General features: G+C 59.7%; 17 protein-coding genes. 5 read left to right on the top strand and 12 right to left on the bottom strand.

Annotated features, from left to right (window positions below; translation table 11 throughout):
- Positions 1–66 precede the first annotated feature (66 nt).
- Complete coding sequence (locus ENGE1_RS02965; RefSeq protein ID WP_045287367.1) at positions 67–585, top strand: type 1 glutamine amidotransferase domain-containing protein; 519 nt, start codon at positions 67–69, stop codon at positions 583–585.
- On the opposite strand, the gene ENGE1_RS02960 is transcribed toward ENGE1_RS02965, so the two are convergent.
- The gene (locus ENGE1_RS02960; protein ID WP_048253809.1) at positions 565–1,008 is read right to left on the bottom strand and encodes a YhbP family protein; all 444 of its coding nucleotides are present in this window, start codon (positions 1,006–1,008) and stop codon (positions 565–567) included. The two genes, ENGE1_RS02965 and ENGE1_RS02960, sit on opposite strands and share 21 nt — an antisense overlap.
- 54 nt (positions 1,009–1,062) lie before the next feature.
- Here ENGE1_RS02960 and ENGE1_RS02955 point away from each other — a divergent pair, with 54 nt between their 5' ends.
- Entirely contained in the window at positions 1,063–1,347 is a 285-nt protein-coding gene (locus ENGE1_RS02955) for a GIY-YIG nuclease family protein (RefSeq protein WP_043080851.1), read from the top strand.
- Here the strand turns inward: ENGE1_RS02955 and ENGE1_RS02950 are convergent.
- Together ENGE1_RS02950 and ubiT are read right to left on the bottom strand one after the other, a co-directional pair.
- Positions 1,334–1,837 (bottom strand): GNAT family N-acetyltransferase, encoded by a 504-nt coding sequence (locus ENGE1_RS02950; RefSeq protein WP_048253810.1) that lies wholly within the window; start codon positions 1,835–1,837, stop codon positions 1,334–1,336. The genes ENGE1_RS02955 and ENGE1_RS02950 overlap by 14 nt on opposite strands.
- Positions 1,831–2,355 (bottom strand): ubiquinone anaerobic biosynthesis accessory factor UbiT, encoded by a 525-nt coding sequence (gene ubiT, locus ENGE1_RS02945; protein ID WP_043080853.1) that lies wholly within the window; start codon positions 2,353–2,355, stop codon positions 1,831–1,833. Before ubiT ends, ENGE1_RS02950 begins: the two co-directional genes overlap by 7 nt.
- Before the next feature lie 221 nt (positions 2,356–2,576).
- Between ubiT and ubiU the strand changes: the two genes are divergently transcribed.
- The 3 genes from ubiU (at position 2,577) to ENGE1_RS02930 (ending at position 5,540) form a co-directional block, all read left to right on the top strand.
- On the top strand, positions 2,577–3,572 hold the full coding sequence (gene ubiU / locus ENGE1_RS02940; RefSeq protein ID WP_048253811.1) for a ubiquinone anaerobic biosynthesis protein UbiU: 996 nt from the start codon (positions 2,577–2,579) through the stop codon (positions 3,570–3,572).
- 8 nt (positions 3,573–3,580) lie between these two features.
- Complete coding sequence (locus tag ENGE1_RS02935; protein ID WP_048253812.1) at positions 3,581–4,459, top strand: U32 family peptidase; 879 nt, start codon at positions 3,581–3,583, stop codon at positions 4,457–4,459.
- A gap of 76 nt (positions 4,460–4,535) precedes the next feature.
- Positions 4,536–5,540 (top strand): luciferase-like monooxygenase, encoded by a 1,005-nt coding sequence (locus tag ENGE1_RS02930; RefSeq protein WP_048253813.1) that lies wholly within the window; start codon positions 4,536–4,538, stop codon positions 5,538–5,540.
- Between the two features lie 36 nt (positions 5,541–5,576).
- On the opposite strand, the gene mtr is transcribed toward ENGE1_RS02930, so the two are convergent.
- The 9 genes from mtr to infB all read right to left on the bottom strand — a co-directional run bounded on the left by mtr (position 5,577) and on the right by infB (position 16,936).
- Positions 5,577–6,821: a tryptophan permease gene (gene mtr, locus ENGE1_RS02925; protein WP_048253814.1), complete on the bottom strand. Its 1,245-nt coding sequence runs from the start codon at positions 6,819–6,821 to the stop codon at positions 5,577–5,579.
- Positions 6,822–6,954: 133 nt separating this feature from the next.
- Entirely contained in the window at positions 6,955–8,829 is a 1,875-nt protein-coding gene (locus tag ENGE1_RS02920) for a DEAD/DEAH family ATP-dependent RNA helicase (protein ID WP_127626225.1), read from the bottom strand.
- Positions 8,822–8,899 (bottom strand): protein YrbN, encoded by a 78-nt coding sequence (yrbN, locus tag ENGE1_RS28325; protein WP_122984328.1) that lies wholly within the window; start codon positions 8,897–8,899, stop codon positions 8,822–8,824. Before yrbN ends, ENGE1_RS02920 begins: the two co-directional genes overlap by 8 nt.
- 104 nt (positions 8,900–9,003) lie before the next feature.
- The gene (gene nlpI / locus ENGE1_RS02915) at positions 9,004–9,894 is read right to left on the bottom strand and encodes a lipoprotein NlpI (protein ID WP_043086286.1); all 891 of its coding nucleotides are present in this window, start codon (positions 9,892–9,894) and stop codon (positions 9,004–9,006) included.
- Between the two features lie 107 nt (positions 9,895–10,001).
- Positions 10,002–12,137, bottom strand: coding sequence for a polyribonucleotide nucleotidyltransferase (gene pnp, locus ENGE1_RS02910; protein WP_043080861.1), 2,136 nt, complete (start codon positions 12,135–12,137; stop codon positions 10,002–10,004).
- Between the two features lie 248 nt (positions 12,138–12,385).
- Entirely contained in the window at positions 12,386–12,655 is a 270-nt protein-coding gene (rpsO, locus tag ENGE1_RS02905) for a 30S ribosomal protein S15 (protein WP_024552689.1), read from the bottom strand.
- A gap of 147 nt (positions 12,656–12,802) precedes the next feature.
- Positions 12,803–13,747, bottom strand: a complete 945-nt coding sequence (gene truB, locus ENGE1_RS02900; RefSeq protein WP_048253815.1) for a tRNA pseudouridine(55) synthase TruB — start codon at positions 13,745–13,747, stop codon at positions 12,803–12,805.
- Positions 13,747–14,148: a 30S ribosome-binding factor RbfA gene (rbfA, locus tag ENGE1_RS02895; RefSeq protein WP_043080863.1), complete on the bottom strand. Its 402-nt coding sequence runs from the start codon at positions 14,146–14,148 to the stop codon at positions 13,747–13,749. Before rbfA ends, truB begins: the two co-directional genes overlap by 1 nt.
- A 100-nt stretch (positions 14,149–14,248) precedes the next feature.
- Positions 14,249–16,936: a translation initiation factor IF-2 gene (gene infB / locus ENGE1_RS02890; protein ID WP_045288780.1), complete on the bottom strand. Its 2,688-nt coding sequence runs from the start codon at positions 16,934–16,936 to the stop codon at positions 14,249–14,251.
- Positions 16,937–16,958: the final 22 nt, after the last annotated feature.

Genomic DNA, 16,958 nt, shown 5'->3' with positions numbered 1-16,958 from the left:
GGTGCGCCATGCTTAATGGTAGGTCGTAAGCTTAACTTTTTAAAACCTGAAACATAGAGGAAACCTATGAGCAAGAAGATTGCCGTACTGATTACCGATGACTTTGAGGATTCCGAATTCACCTCGCCCGCCGCGGAGTTTAAAAAGGCCGGGCACCAGGTAGTGACCATTGAGAAAGAGGCCGGCAAAACGGTTACCGGCAAGCAGGGCGAAGCGAAAGTCACCATTGATAAAGCCATTGATGAGGTGAAGCCCGGCGACTTCGACGCCCTGCTGCTGCCCGGCGGCTACTCGCCGGACGCGCTGCGCGGCGACGACCGCTTTGTCGACTTCACCCGCGAATTTATCAACAGCGGCAGGCCGGTATTCGCCATCTGCCACGGCCCGCAGCTGCTGATCAGCGCCGACGCCGTACGCGGCCGCAAGCTGACGGCGGTGAAGCCTATCGTAGTGGACGTGAAAAATGCCGGCGGCGAGTTCTACGATCAGGAAGTGGTGGTGGATAAAGACCAGCTGGTCACCAGCCGCACGCCGGATGACCTGCCCGCCTTTAACCGCGAAGCACTACGCCTGCTCGGCGCCTGAGCCTCTCGCCCAGAGCAGCTTTTTACCGAAGCCGAGAGTGTTGTCGGTGAACTTCATCTCATCAATGCGCAGCTCCCACGCCGGGGCTGCCAGCATTCTCGCTACCGGAAAGCGGCGGTTGTAGCGCTCGCGCACGGCCGCTGCCTCATCGCCCTGGAGCAGGCGGATCTCACCGCGAAACTGCACCCCGCGGATCAGCGCGACGGTTTTTGGCTGACCGTTAACGGTCCCGGCAATCGCCGCCCGGCTGCCGCTCATCTGCGCGTGGCGGGTCGATTCATCGCTGAGGATGTAGAACGCTACCTTTTCACCGTCGTAGAGATAAAACGCGCAGGCCGCCCACAGTTCGCCGTCGCGCGCTACGCTCCAGCTGACGACGTGCTGCTTCGCCAGCCAGCGGCTGATTGCGCTCAGTGACTCCATTTTTTGCCTCCCTCATGCTATGGTGCCGCTCAACTTATCACAGGAGCAGGCGCAGTGTGCTGGTTTGTCTATTTGATCCGCGCGGCGGATAACCGCCTCTATACCGGGATCACCACCGACGTCGCCCGGCGCGTGCAGCAGCATCAGAAAGGCACCGGCGCGAAGGCGCTGCGCGGCAGGGGTGAGCTGACGCTGGCCTTTTCACAGGAAGTTGGCGAGCGCTCACTTGCGTTACGCATTGAGTACCGGATTAAACAGCTGACGAAGCGCCAGAAAGAGCGCCTCGTCGCCGGAGAAACGTCGCTGGAAGCGCTGCTCGCGCCGCTCAGAAGCGATTGAAGTGGTCGCTGTACTCCACCAGGCCGTGAACGCCGTTCAGGGCATCATCCGCCAGCGGATGAACCTGGAAGGCGGCCTCGGTGCCCGGCCAGCGGCAGCGCAGATCGTAGCGGGCGGCAGGCTGAAAACCAAGCTTGCCGTACAGTGCCGGATCGCCAAGCGTAACCACGGCGGCGTAGCCAAACTCATTGAGCGAATCCAGCCCGTCGTAGACCAGCTGGCGACCGATGCCCTGGCCGCGGTACTGCGCGTCCACCGCCAGCGGCGCTAAGCCCAGCCACTGGCGCTCTTCACCGTCGATGCTGACCGGGCTGAAGGCCACGTAGCCGACCACCTGCCCTTCATCGTCCGTCGCCACCAGCCCGAGCGTGATCAGACCATCTTCCCGCAGGGAGTGAACCAGATCCGCTTCTGCGCCGCCGTCAAACGACCGGCGCAGCAGTGCATCAATTCCCGGCGCATCTATACCAATTTCTACCCGAATCAGCATGGTTCACCTACCGATGTCTGTCTGGTTTGCGGCGCGCTCGTGAGGCCCGCCTCCACAAAGTCCGCCAGCTGCAGCAGCATGACGCGCAGCGCGCCCGGCATCTGCTCCAGCTCAATAGCGTCCATCAGATTTTTAACATACAACCCAAGCTCAGTGTCACCCTCAATCACCAGCCGGCGCTGGAAAAAGAGCGTGTCAGGATCCTGCTTGCGCGCGGCGATCATCAGCAGATCGCTGGCATCGGCGCTGAAGCTAACATCTGCCGTCGCCGACGGACTAACCACCAGGCGGCCGTTTTCGACCGTGGTGAACCAGCGCAGGCCAATATCGCGCACGTCAATGCTCAGCCAGCGCCCTTCAAGAAATTCCAGCTCACCGTCGGCCAGCGCCTGGCGAAACTGCCAGCCGAGCACCTGTTCAAGCACCTGGCGCTTGAGGGCAAAAGGCGTAACCCGCACCGGGAGGCGCATTAATGTTGGGCCCATTTCAACCAGGCGTGAACGCAGTTTATTCAACACGAGCTTTACTCCCTTAAATGCAATAGTTTCTCTATTCTGCCACATCCATACTCGCACAACGCGGTATGAATCAACAATTCTGTTGGCAATCGCGGGCATTATTGATGCCATCAATACGCTTTTAACTGCCTCAAATCAAAAATTGTCGACGATGGGTTAACTAAAATCCCGGTTCCTTAACAATTCTGCGGCCCTGCGGGTCGCTGCCTTCAGGAATACTTATGGAGCTGCTCTGCCCTGCCGGAAACCTTCCGGCGCTTAAGGCGGCCATCGAAAACGGCGCCGATGCGGTCTATATCGGGCTAAAAGATGATACCAACGCCCGCCACTTTGCCGGTCTTAATTTCACCGAAAAGAAACTGCAGGACGCGGTCAGCTTTGTCCACCAGCACCGCCGCAAGCTGCACATCGCCATTAATACCTTCGCGCATCCGGACGGCTACGCCCGCTGGCAGCGCGCCGTCGATATGGCGGCGCAGCTCGGCGCCGACGCGCTGATCCTCGCCGATATTGCGATGCTGGAGTACGCAGCCGAGCGCTATCCGCACATTGAGCGCCACGTGTCGGTGCAGGCCTCCGCCACCAATGAAGAGGCGATTCGCTTCTACCAGCGCAACTTCGACGTCGCCCGCGTGGTATTGCCGCGCGTGCTCTCCATTCATCAGGTGAAGCAGTTGGCCCGCGTCACGCCGGTGCCGCTGGAGGTGTTCGCCTTCGGCAGTCTGTGCATCATGGCCGAGGGGCGCTGCTATCTCTCCTCGTACTTAACCGGCGAGTCGCCGAACACCGTTGGCGCCTGCTCGCCGGCCCGCTACGTGCGCTGGCAGCAGACGCCGCAGGGCCTGGAGTCGCGCCTTAACGAAGTGCTGATCGACCGCTATCAGGACGGCGAAAACGCCGGCTATCCGACGCTGTGTAAAGGACGCTATATGGTGGACGGCCAGCGCTATCACGCCCTGGAAGAGCCGACCAGCCTCAATACGCTGGAGCTGCTGCCGGAGCTGCTGGCGGCCAATATCGCTTCGGTGAAAATCGAGGGACGCCAGCGCAGCCCGGCCTACGTCAGCCAGGTGGCGAAGGTGTGGCGGCAGGCGATCGACCGCTGCATCGCCGACCCGCAGAACTTCGTCCCGCAGGCCGCGTGGATGGAGACGCTCGGCTCCATGTCCGAAGGCACCCAGACCACGCTGGGCGCCTACCACCGCAAATGGCAGTAGGTAACGCAATGAAATACGCATTAGGGCCGGTACTCTACTACTGGCCGAAAGAGACGCTGGAAGACTTTTACCGCCAGGCGATGAGCAGCAGCACCGATATTATCTATCTCGGCGAGGCGGTATGCAGCAAGCGCCGCGCCACCAAAGTAGGCGACTGGCTGGCGATGGCAAAAAGCGTCGCCGGCAGCGGCAAGCAGGTGGTGCTGTCAACGCTTGCGCTGGTGCAGGCCTCTTCCGAGCTCGGCGAGCTGAAGCGCTACGTCGAGAACGGCGACTTTCTGATTGAGGCCAGCGACCTGGGCGCGGTGAATATGTGCGCCGAGCGCAAATTGCCGTTTGTCGCCGGACACGCGCTCAACTGCTACAACGCCGTCACCCTGCGCCTGCTGCACAAGCAGGGCATGACGCGCTGGTGTATGCCGGTAGAGCTCTCCCGCGACTGGCTGGCGAACCTGCTGAGCCAGTGCGACGAGCTGGGCATTCGCGACAAGTTTGAGGTGGAAGTCCTGAGCTACGGCCACCTGCCGCTGGCCTACTCCGCCCGCTGCTTTACCGCCCGCTCCGAGGACAGGCCGAAGGACGAGTGCGAGACCTGCTGTATCAACTATCCCAACGGGCGGCCGATCCTCTCCCAGGAGAATCAGCAGGTGTTCGTGCTCAACGGCATTCAGACCATGAGCGGCTATGTCTACAATCTCGGCAACGAGCTGGCCTCGATGCAGGGTCTGGTTGACGTGGTGCGTCTGTCGCCGATGGGTACAGAAACCTTCGCGATGCTCGACGCCTTCCGCGCCAATGAAAACGGCGCGTCGCCGCTGAGTCTTGAGCGCAACAGCGACTGCAACGGCTACTGGAGGCGGCTGGCCGGTCTCGAACTGCAGGCATAAAAAAAGCTCACTTTGTTAACGATCGTTACGGTTTTTTCATACAGTATTAAATGTAACGAAGACAAAGTGAGCCTCTATGACCAATACACATTTCAACTTTTCGGTGCTTGATTTAGCGCCGATCCCCGAATGCTCCTCGGCGAGAGAGGCCTTCTCCCGCTCTCTCGAACTCGCCCGTCTGGCCGAGCGGCTGGGCTACCACCGCTACTGGCTGGCGGAGCACCACAACATGAGCGGCATCGCCAGCGCGGCCACCTCGGTGCTGATTGGCTACCTGGCGGCTAATACCACCACCCTGCACCTCGGCTCCGGCGGCGTGATGCTGCCCAACCACGCGCCGCTGGTGATTGCCGAGCAGTTTGGCACGCTCAACACGCTCTATCCGGGGCGTATCGACCTCGGCCTCGGCCGCGCGCCGGGCAGCGATCAGCCGACCATGCGCGCCCTGCGCCGCCACATGAGCGGCGATATCGACAATTTCCCCCGCGATGTGGCGGAGCTGGTGAACTGGTTTGACGCCTGCGATCCAGAGCCGCAGGTGCGTCCGGTGCCGGGCTACGGCGAAAAAATTCCGGTGTGGCTACTCGGATCCAGCCTCTACAGCGCCCAGCTGGCGGCGCAGCTCGGGCTGCCCTTCGCCTTCGCTTCGCACTTCGCGCCGGATATGCTGTTCCAGGCGCTGCAGCTCTATCGCAGCCAGTTCCAGCCGTCGGCGCGGCTCGCTAAACCCTACGCGATGGTCTGCGTCAACGTTATCGCCGCCGACAGCGTGCGCGACGCGGAGTTTCTGTTCACCTCCATGCAGCAGGCCTTCGTCAAACTGCGCCGGGGCGAGAGCAACCAGTTGCCGCCGCCGGTGGAGAATATGGACCACGTCTGGACGCCCGCCGAGAAGTACGGCGTTGACCGGGCGCTGGGCATGTCGATCGTCGGCGATAAGGCGAAGGTGCGCCACGGGCTGGAGTCGCTGCTGCGCGAGACCCAGGCGGATGAGGTGATGGTTAACGGGCAGATCTATGACTGCCAGGCGCGGCTGCGCTCGTTTGAGCTGGCGATGGAGGTGTACAGGGAGATGGCGTAACGGGCGCAGCGCCGGGCTCGCCCGGCGCTGCGGTATTTACTGATACACCGGCAGCAGATTAAAGCTCGCCAGGGTGTGCACAATCGCGTTGCCGACGCCAAACAGCAGGATCAGGATAATCATCGGCCTGCCGCCCCAGACCCGGAACTGCGGGCTGCCGAAGCGCTTGCGGGACTTGCGCGCCAGCAGCGCCGGCACGATGGCGGCCCAGATAGTGGCGGCCAGGCCCGCGTAGCCGATGGCGTACAGGAAGCCGTTCGGCCACAGCAGGCCGCCGACAATCGGCGGCGCAAAGGTGAGCAGCGCGGTCTTAAAGCGCCCCAGCGGCGAGTCGTTAAACTTAAACAGATCCGCCAGGTAATCAAACAGTCCCAGGGTCACGCCGAGGAAGGAGCTGGCCACCGCAAAGTTCGAGAAAATCACCAGCAGCAGATCCAGGCTGCGGCTGTTCAGCACGCCGCTCAGGGCCTGCACCAGCACGTCAATATTGCCGCCCTGCCGCACAATGCCGATAAATTCCGGGCGCGGGATGTTGCCCATGGTGCCCAGCAGCCAGATAACGTACAGGCTCAGCGCCAGCAGCGTGCCGTACACCAGGCACTTCACGATAGTGCGCGGATCCTTACCGTAGTACTTCATCAGGCTCGGCACGTTGCCGTGAAAGCCGAACGACGTCAGGCAGAACGGCAGGGTCATCAGCAGGTAAGGCAGGTAGGAGGCGTTTTTCTCCGCGACGTTAAACAGCGTCACCGGCTGGACGTGGCCCAGCAGGCTGCCGAAGGTCAGGAAGAAGGTGATCACCTTGGCGCCCAGTACGATAGCGGTCATCCGGCTTACCGCTTTGGTGCTCAGCCAGACGATAAAAGCCACCAGCAGCGCAAAGCCGAAGCCCGCCATCCGCGCCGGGACGTTCAGCGACAACTCGCTAAAGGTGTGGTGCAGAATAGAGCCGCTGGCCGAGATATAGGCGTAGGTCAGGATATAGAGCACGAAGGCAATCGAGATGCCGTTAACCAGGTTCCAGCCTTTGCCCAGCAGGTCGCGGGTAATCGTGTCGAAACTGGCGCCGGTGCGGTAGTTGAGGTTAGCCTCAAGGATCATCAGCCCGGAGTGCAGCATACAGAACCAGGTAAACAGCAGCGCCGCCAGCGACCAGAAAAACCACGCCCCGGACATGACCACCGGCAGGGAGAACATTCCTGCGCCAATTATGGTGCCGCCGATAATCACCACGCCGCCAAACAGTGACGGGTGCGATGCTGTGGTAGTGAGTGTCGCCATCAATCTTCTCCTGAGTTTACGCGAAGCACTGTACCAGTACACGAGTACAAATGGAATAAAAAAAGCCCCGATCGCGGTGACCGGGGCTGTATATTTTACTTTACGGGCCTAATCTCAGCATTTTACGCTTTGATTATGCGTCGCCGCCGAAGCGACGGCGGCTGCCGTTGTCGTCGCGGCGCGGGCCGCGGTTTTCACGACGCTCGCCGCCAAAGCTGCGGCCGCCTTCGCGACGTTCGCCGCTGAAGCGACGACCTTCAGGACGTCCGCCTTCACGACGCTCGCCGCCGAAGCTGCGGCCGCCGCCGCGGCGTTCGGTGTGCGGCTGCGCATCGCCCAGCAGCTGCATGTTCATCGGCTTGTTGAGGATGCGGGTGCGGGTAAAGTGCTGCAGTACCTCGCCCGGCATACCTTTCGGCAGCTCGATGGTGGAGTGGGAGCCGAACAGCTTGATGTTGCCGATGTAGCGGCTGCTGATGTCGCCTTCGTTAGCGATAGCGCCAACGATATGACGAACTTCAACGCCGTCATCGCGGCCCACTTCGATGCGGTACAGCTGCATGTCGCCAACGTCACGACGCTCGCGACGCGGACGGTCTTCGCGCGGACCGCGATCGTTGCGGTCACCGCGGCGGTCGTCGCGATCGCGGAATTCGCGCTTAGGACGCATCGGCGCATCCGGCGGCAGGATCAGCGGACGTTCGCCCTGGGCCATTTTCAGCAGCGCTGCGGCCAGGGTTTCCATATCCAGTTCCTGCTCTTCCTGGCCTTCCGGCTGCAGTTTAGTCAGCAGGTCGCGGTACTGGTCCAGATCGCTGCTTTCCAGCTGCTGCTGGACTTTGGCGGCGAATTTTTCCAGACGACGCTTGCCGAGCAGTTCGGCGTTCGGCAGCTCAACTTCCGGAATGGTCAGCTTCATCAGACGTTCGATGTTGCGCAGCAGGCGGCGCTCGCGGTTCTCAACGAACAGCAGGGCGCGGCCGGCGCGGCCCGCACGACCGGTACGGCCGATGCGGTGAACGTAAGATTCGGTATCCATCGGGATATCGTAGTTAACGACCAGGCTGATGCGCTCAACGTCGAGGCCGCGGGCGGCAACGTCGGTGGCGATCAGGATATCCAGACGACCGTCCTTCAGGCGATCCAGGGTCTGCTCGCGCAGGGACTGGTTCATGTCGCCGTTCAGCGCAGCGCTGTTGTAGCCGTTGCGCTCCAGGGCTTCCGCCACTTCCAGGGTCGCGTTTTTGGTGCGCACGAAGATAATCGCCGCATCAAAGTCTTCGGCTTCGAGGAAGCGCACCAGCGCTTCGTTCTTACGCATGCCCCAGACGGTCCAGTAGCTCTGGCTGATGTCCGGGCGGGTCGTCACGCTGGACTGGATGCGCACTTCCTGCGGCTCTTTCATAAAGCGGCGGGTGATACGGCGGATCGCTTCCGGCATGGTGGCGGAGAACAGGGCGGTCTGGTGACCTTCCGGGATCTCGGCCATGATGGTTTCGACGTCTTCGATAAAGCCCATGCGCAGCATTTCGTCGGCTTCATCCAGCACCAGGCCGCTCAGCTTAGAGAGGTCCAGGGTGCCGCGCTTGAGGTGATCCAGCAGGCGGCCCGGGGTACCGACCACGATCTGCGGGCCCTGGCGCAGGGCGCGCAGCTGCACGTCATAACGCTGGCCGCCGTACAGGGCCACCACGTTTACGCCGCGCATATGTTTAGAGAAATCGGTCATTGCTTCGGCAACCTGAACCGCCAGTTCGCGGGTCGGGGCCAGCACCAGGATCTGCGGTGCCTTCAGCTCAGGATCGAGGTTGTTAAGGAGCGGCAGCGAGAACGCCGCAGTTTTACCGCTACCGGTCTGGGCCATGCCCAGCACGTCGCGGCCGCCCAGCAGGTGAGGAATACACTCAGCCTGGATGGGAGATGGTTTTTCGTAACCGAGATCGGTCAGGGCTTCAAGAATAGGAGCCTTCAGGCCCAGATCTGCAAAAGTGGTTTCGAATTCAGCCATGTAGTACGTGTGCCTCAAATATGGCGGCCAGTCTACATACCTCATCGTGAAAAATTGGGGCTATTTTCATCAAAAGTGTGAACCGGCTCAAATTAGTTGAATTGACGAACAGTAAAGCCCTCACCCGCGAAGGTGATGGCAATCAAAAAAGATTTGGGCTGATTTGTTCGTCAGCTATTGCTGGTCCGATTCTGCCAGGTCGTCTTGCTCCTGGCCCAAGAGCGCTAATTCCAACAATGCGTATCGGTGCTCAACAAAGTTATGAACGTTGTTAGCAACCGCCAGTTTGAACAGTGCCGTAGCGCTGTCCCTGTCCCCCAGACTTAGGTAGTACTTACCTAAATAGAAGTTGGTTTCACTGAGATGCTCAGCGAGCGAGGTGTTATCCGTTGCGTCTGCCTTCAGTCTGTCCATCAGCGTTGCTTCGCTGATGTCACCGAGGTAGAACTCGACAATGTTCCATCCCCATTGTTCTCTGTCCGATTTTTCATAGCGCTGCCTCAGCGCGACGCTAGCCTGCTTCTCATCGAGCTTCCGCTCAACGATGTAGAGCCACAGACTACGGAAAGGATCATTGGGATCGTCTTGATAAAACGCCAGCAGATCATCTTGCGCTAACTTAGCGCGACCACCGTAATAGAGCGCGATGCCGCGGTTTAAGTGAGCGTAATTGTAAGTTGGATCAAGCTCAAGTACAGAATCAAACGCTTCATAGGCAGCATCAAAATTGCCTGCCTGCGTTAAGTAAATGCCTAAGTAATTGAATACTTCAGGCATATCCGGTCGGATGGCTAAGGCTTGCGAGAAATCATTACGCGCCAGTGCCCTCAGACCCAAACTATCATACAACACTCCGCGCTCATATAAAAGCTGTGCACGTTCATCATCGGTTAAAGCCCGACTGGCAAGAATTTGTTCCATGCGCGCCAGAATGACTTCTTGCTGCAGCGTTGGTTGCAGTGGCACCGCCAGGACTTCATTCTTACGCCAGGCAGAGGAGTCGCTGCATCCTGCCGCCAGCGTGAGTGCTGTCGCAACGAAACACCAGCGCAAAAAAGGCTTCATTTCCCACTCCCGAAGACAACGATTGGATGAACGTCCTGTTCCCCAACAGCAAACAAGCGTCCTGCCCGGAATGCGCCCTCCGCTATCGCGGAGGGCTAACGACAACGTTACTCGCCCTGTTCCGCGGCCGGTGCTTCCGGCGCGGCGGCAGGCTGAGTCTGCTCGGTCGCTTCTTTAATGCTCAGACGTACGCGGCCCTGGCGGTCAACTTCCAGAACTTTAACCGGTACTTCCTGACCCATCTGCAGGTAATCGGTCACTTTCTCTACGCGCTTGTCGGCGATCTGCGAGATGTGAACCAGACCCTCTTTACCGCCGCCGATGGCAACGAAAGCGCCAAAGTCAACGATGCGGGTTACTTTACCATTGTAGATACGGCCAACTTCGATTTCAGCGGTGATCTCTTCGATACGGCGGATAGCGTGCTGCGCTTTGTCGCCGTCGGTCGCTGCGATCTTCACGGTACCGTCATCTTCGATTTCGATGGTGGTGCCGGTCTCTTCGGTCAGCGCGCGGATCACCGAGCCGCCTTTACCGATCACGTCTTTGATCTTGTCCGGGCTGATCTTAATGGTGTGGATACGCGGTGCGAATTCAGAGATATCGCCGCGCGGCGCGTTGATCGCCTGCTCCATCACGCCCAGAATGTGCAGACGCGCACCTTTAGCCTGGTTCAGCGCCACCTGCATGATCTCTTTGGTGATGCCTTCAATTTTGATATCCATCTGCAGCGCAGAGATACCGTCGCGGGAGCCCGCCACTTTGAAGTCCATGTCGCCGAGGTGATCTTCGTCGCCGAGGATGTCAGACAGTACGACGTAGTTGTCGCCCTCTTTCACCAGACCCATCGCGATACCAGCAACCGCAGATTTCACCGGCACGCCCGCGTCCATCAGCGCCAGCGAGGCGCCGCACACGGAAGCCATGGAGGAAGAGCCGTTAGATTCGGTGATTTCAGACACCACGCGAACGGTATACGGGAACTCTTCGGTGGTCGGCATCACGGCCAGCACGCCGCGCTTCGCCAGGCGACCGTGACCAATTTCACGACGCTTCGGTGAACCGACCATGCCGGTTTCGCCGACGGAGTACGGAGGGAAGTTGTAGTGGAACAGGAAGCTGTCGGTACGTTCGCCCATCAGCTCATCGATGTTCTGCGCGTCGCGGGCGGTGCCGAGGGTCGCGGTGACCAGCGCCTGCGTTTCGCCGCGGGTGAACAGCGCGGAACCGTGGGTGCGCGGCAGTACGCCGGTGCGCACATCCAGACCGCGGATCATGTCTTTTTCACGACCGTCGATGCGCGGCTCGCCGGCCAGCACGCGGCTGCGAACGACGTTTTTCTCAATGCCGTGCAGGATGTCGCCCAGCTCGTTAGCGTCGAGGGATTCGTCTTCGGCAACCAGGGTGTCGATGACTTCAGACTTGATGACGTCAACCTGCGCGTAGCGCTCCTGCTTGTCGGTGATGCGGTAGGCGTCGCTCAGGCGAGACTGCGCCAGCTCGGTAACGCGCGCCAGCAGCGGCTCGTTAACGGCTTCAGGCTGCCAGTCCCAGCGCGGTTTGCCCGCTTCTTTCACCAGATCGTTGATGGTCTGGATGACGATCTGCTGCTGCTCGTGGCCAAATACCACGGCGCCCAGCATCTGGTCTTCGCTCAGCAGTTCGGCTTCGGATTCCACCATCAGCACGGCGGCTTCGGTACCGGCAACCACCAGGTCCAGTTTGCTGGATTTCAGCTCTTCCTGGGTCGGGTTCAGCACGTACTGGTCGTTGATGTAGCCCACGCGCGCGGCGCCGATCGGGCCGTTGAACGGAATACCGGACAGGGACAGCGCGGCAGAAGCACCGATCATCGCGACGATGTCCGGGTTAACCTGCGGGTTTACGGAAACAACAGTGGCAATAACCTGCACTTCGTTAACGAAACCTTCCGGGAACAGCGGACGAACCGGGCGGTCAATCAGACGCGCAATCAGGGTTTCGCCTTCGCTCGGACGGCCTTCGCGGCGGAAGAAGCCGCCCGGGATTTTACCGGCAGCGTAGGTACGCTCCTGATAGTTCACGGTCAGCGGGAAGAAGTCCTGGCCCGGCTTGGCTTTTTTCTGACCAACAACGGTAACGAAAACCGCAGTGTCATCCATGCTTACCATGACGGCAGCAGAAGCCTGACGCGCCATCATGCCGGTTTCGAGGGTTACGGTATGTTGACCATACTGGAACTTGCGAACGATAGGATTCAGCAAAATCTTTTCCTTTCTCAATAAGTAACGGCTGCCTTCAGCGAGCCGCTAATGGAACTTATCTTCACTGCATCCTCGCGACTAATGAGAGGCCTGCGCCAGAGTGCCCAGGACTCTCATTAGCCGCGCGAAACGCTGCACTGAAGAGTGTTAATTACAGCAACACAAACAATACATTACTTTCTGTTTAATTGCTGCCGTCAGTGTGAAAAAAGGGGCCATCAGGCCCCTCTTTCAGAAACTCGCAAGAGTTAGCGACGCAGACCCAGACGCTCGATCAGCGCAGTGTAGCGTGCAACATCTTTACGTTTCAGGTAGTCGAGCAGTTTACGACGCTGAGAAACCATGCGCAGCAGACCACGACGGCTGTGGTGATCTTTTTTGTGCTCTGCAAAGTGGCCCTGCAGGTGGTTGATCTGCGCGGTCAGCAGGGCAACCTGAACTTCGGTAGAACCGCTGTCGTTAGCACCACGACCAAACTCGGAAACGATTTTTGCTTTAGCTTCAACGCTTAGAGACATGTTGTACTCCAGATTAAAAGAAATAAAGGGGTGCCGATCTCTAATTCAGCAGCCCCGAGGTTAGCGCCCCGGCGGTTGTTTAACAAAAGCCGGACGCTAAGCGGCGATATTCTACTCGCAGCGGCCTGTTATCGCAAGATGGGCCGATTACTGCGGGTACTCAACCACCAGACGACGCGGCGCCACGCGGCCCTCGTCGTCGATTTCGCCCATGCCGATAAACTTGCCCTCTTCGCCTTCCGTCACGCGGACCAGGCCGCCTGCGGGAGCGCCGGCGGTACGTACCGGATTGCCGTTCTTAAAGTAGACCGACGAGGTCAGCGGCAGATTCACCAGCGGAAAATCGGAGGCCGGGCTGTCCATCGGCATCAGCAGCGGATCGAGCAGCTGTGCCGCCGGGATGTCGCGGGCTTCGGCCTCTGCTACCCGCGCCTGCAGCTGCTCCAGGGTCACCATGCGCTCGACCGGATAGCGGCTCACCGCCAGGCGGCGCAGCATGATGACGTGGGCGCCGCAGCCGAGCTTCTCACCGAGATCGTCGATGATGGTGCGGATGTAGGTGCCTTTGGAGCAGTGGATCTCCAGCTCCAGTTCATCGCCTTCGTGGCGGATGAACAGCAGCTCATAGACCGTGATTGGCCGCGCCTCGCGCGGCACCTCGATGCCCTGACGCGCGTACTCGTAGAGCTTTTTACCCTGGTACTTGAGCGCGGAGTACATCGACGGCACCTGCATCGTATCGCCGCGGAAGCTCTCCAGCGCGCTCGCGAGGTCGGCGTCGCTAAAGGTCAGCGGGCGCTCCTCGACCACCTGGCCATCGGCGTCGGAGGTATCGGTGCGCTGGCCGAGCTTCGCGATGACGCGATAGCGCTTGTCGGAGTCGAGCAGGTACTGAGAAAACTTGGTGGCCTCACCGAGGCAGATCGGCAGCATGCCGGTCGCCAGCGGATCCAGCGCGCCGGTATGCCCGGCGCGGTTGGCGTTGTACAGGCGCTTCACCTTCTGCAGCACGTCGTTGCTGGAGGCACCCTGCGGCTTGTCCAGCAGCAGCACGCCGTGAATATCGCGACCGCGACGACGGGGACGACTCATCAGTCCTCCTTGCTGTCGTCCGGGTTCACACGACGCTCGTCGTCATGCTTCACCACGCTGGTCACCAGGTTAGACATGCGCATACCTTCAACCAGCGAGTTGTCGTAGAAGAAGGTCAGCTCCGGCACGATGCGCAGGCGCATCGCTTTGCCGAGCAGGCTGCGGATAAAGCCGGAGGCTTCCTGCAGGGCTTTAATGCCCGCTTTGACGGAAGCTTCATCTTCATCGTTGAGGAAGGTGACGTACACTTTCGCATAGGCCAGATCGCGGGACATCTCGACGCCGGACACGGTGGTCATCAGGCCCAGACGCGGGTCCTTGATTTCGCGCTGCAGGATGATAGCAATCTCTTTCTGCATCTCCTGGGCCACGCGCTGCGGGCGACCAAATTCTTTCGCCATAGTAAATTCTCCAGATAAAAAAGGGGCTAAAAGCCCCTTTTTAAATAACTGCCGGGTGGCGCTTCGCTTACCCGGCCTACATTGATCAATCCGCTGTGGATCAATCAATACTACGTTGGATCTCGATAATCTCGAACACTTCGATCATATCGCCAACGCGAACGTCGTTGTAGTTCTTCACGCCGATACCACACTCCATGCCGTTACGGACTTCGTTAACGTCATCCTTGAAGCGGCGCAGGGATTCCAGCTCGCCTTCATAGATAACCACGTTGTCGCGCAGAACGCGGATTGGGTTGTGGCGCTTGATGATGCCCTCGGTAACCATACAGCCCGCGATCGCACCGAATTTCGGTGATTTGAACACGTCGCGCACTTCGGCCAGGCCGATGATCTGCTGCTTGAGTTCCGGAGAGAGCATGCCGCTCATCGCCGCCTTCACTTCGTCGATCAGATTATAGATGACGGAGTAGTAGCGCAGATCCAGGCTTTCCGCTTCGATAACTTTGCGCGCAGAGGCATCGGCACGCACGTTGAAGCCCACGAGGATAGCGTTGGACGCAGCCGCCAGGGTGGCGTCGGTTTCAGTGATGCCGCCCACGCCGGAGCCGATGATCTTCACCTTCACTTCGTCGGTGGAGAGCTTCAGCAGGGAGTCGGAGATCGCCTCCACGGAACCCTGTACGTCGGCCTTCAGCACCACGTTCACTTCGTGAACTTCGCCTTCGGTCATGTTGGCAAACATGTTTTCCAGCTTGGATTTCTGCTGACGCGCCAGCTTAACTTCGCGGAATTTGCCCTGACGATAGAGCGCAACTTCACGCGCTTTCTTCTCGTCGCGAACCACGGTCACTTCGTCACCGGCAGCCGGAACGCCGGACAGGCCGAGGATCTCAACCGGAATGGACGGACCCGCTTCCATCACCTCTTTGCCGAGTTCGTCGCGCATCGCACGCACGCGGCCGTACTCGAAGCCGCACAGCACGATATCGCCCTTGTGCAGGGTACCTTCGCGCACCAGCACGGTGGCAACCGGGCCACGGCCTTTGTCGAGGAAGGATTCGATAACCGCGCCGCTGGCCATACCTTTACGTACTGCTTTCAGTTCGAGCACTTCCGCCTGCAGCAGGATAGCGTTCAGCAGGTCGTCGATACCGGTACCGGCTTTCGCGGAAACCGGGATGAACTGCGCTTCGCCGCCCCACTCTTCCGGCATAACGCCGTACTGGGAGAGTTCGTTCTTCACGCGGTCCAGATCGGCTTCCGGCTTATCGATTTTGTTGACGGCAACCACCAGAGGCACCTGCGCCGCTTTCGCGTGCTGGATAGCTTCGATGGTCTGCGGCATCACGCCGTCGTCGGCAGCAACCACCAGGACCACGATATCCGTCGCCTGCGCACCGCGGGCACGCATGGAGGTAAACGCGGCGTGGCCCGGGGTATCCAGGAAGGTGATCATGCCGTTGTCGGTTTCTACGTGGTAGGCACCGATGTGCTGGGTAATACCACCCGCTTCGCCGGAGGCAACCTTAGTAGAACGAATGTAGTCGAGCAGCGAGGTTTTACCGTGGTCAACGTGACCCATGATGGTCACTACCGGTGCGCGCGGTTCAGCCGCCGCGCCGGTATCACGGTCGCTCATTACCGCTTCTTCCAGCTCGTTTTCACGACGCAGGATAACTTTGTGGCCCATCTCTTCGGCCACCAGCTGCGCGGTCTCCTGATCGATAACCTGGTTGATGGTCGCCATCGCGCCCAGCTTCATCATCGCTTTGATGACCTGAGAGCCTTTGACCGCCATCTTGTTCGCCAGCTCGCCGACGGTGATGGTTTCGCCAATCACCACGTCGCGGTTAACGGCCTGCGCCGGCTTCTGGAAGCCCTGCTGCAGAGTAGAACCTTTACGGTGCTTGCCGCCTTTACCGCCGCGAATGGCCGCACGGGCTTCTTCACGATCGGCTTTCGATTCAGAGTGCTTGTTGCCTTTCTTCTGAGGACGCGCCGCTTTCGCGCTGCGGGTGCGGGTACGGCCGCCTTCGCTTTCGCGATCGTTTTCGTCTTCAGCCTGGCGCGCGTGCTGGGAAGTGGTCACGTGATAGTCGCTGGTATCTTCTACCGGCTCAACGGTATCAACGCCGTTCTTCTCGTTCTCTTCAGCCATGCGGCGCGCTTCTTCCGCTACGCGGCGAGCTTCTTCTTCCAGCTTGCGACGCGCTTCTTCTTCCGATTTACGCTTCAGCTCGGCGGCTTCGGCTTCACGGCGGGCCTTTTCGGCCTGGGCGGTTTTGGTCATATTGTCTGTCTGTTGATTCACTGTGTCTTTTTCCGCAGCGTCACGCTTTGCTTGCTCAGCAGATTCGCGCTTGGCTTTTTCCGCGGCCTCACGTTCAGCTTTTGCCTGTGCCTCGCGTTTGGCTGCTTCTTCAGCCTCGCGGCGGGCCTGTTCTTCCGCTTCACGCTTCGCCTCTTCTTCCGCGGCCAGTCGTTCGGCTTCCTGCGGATCGCGTTTTACAAAGGTGCGCGTTTTGCGGACTTCGATCTGTACCGATTTGCTCTTACCACCGGTACCCGGGACGCTCAGGGTGCTGCGCGTTTTGCGCTGCAGCGTCAGCTTACCCGGACCGGAGTTGTTTTCACGGTTCAGGTGCGTTAACAGAGTTTGTTTCTCTTGCGGGCTTACTGCATCATCAGCCTTCTTCGGGATACCTGCATCAGCAAATTGCTGTACCAGGCGGTCCACAGAGGTCTGAATCTCAGCGGCCAGCGTTTTTACGGTTACATCGGTCATGCTGTTCCTTCCTGCTACAGTT

Source organism: Pluralibacter gergoviae ATCC 33028 = NBRC 105706 (genome assembly GCF_001598855.1).
Taxonomy (GTDB): domain Bacteria; phylum Pseudomonadota; class Gammaproteobacteria; order Enterobacterales; family Enterobacteriaceae; genus Pluralibacter; species Pluralibacter gergoviae.
Note: the sequence above shows the minus strand (reverse complement) of the source record. Positions and strands in the feature narration are given on the sequence as shown.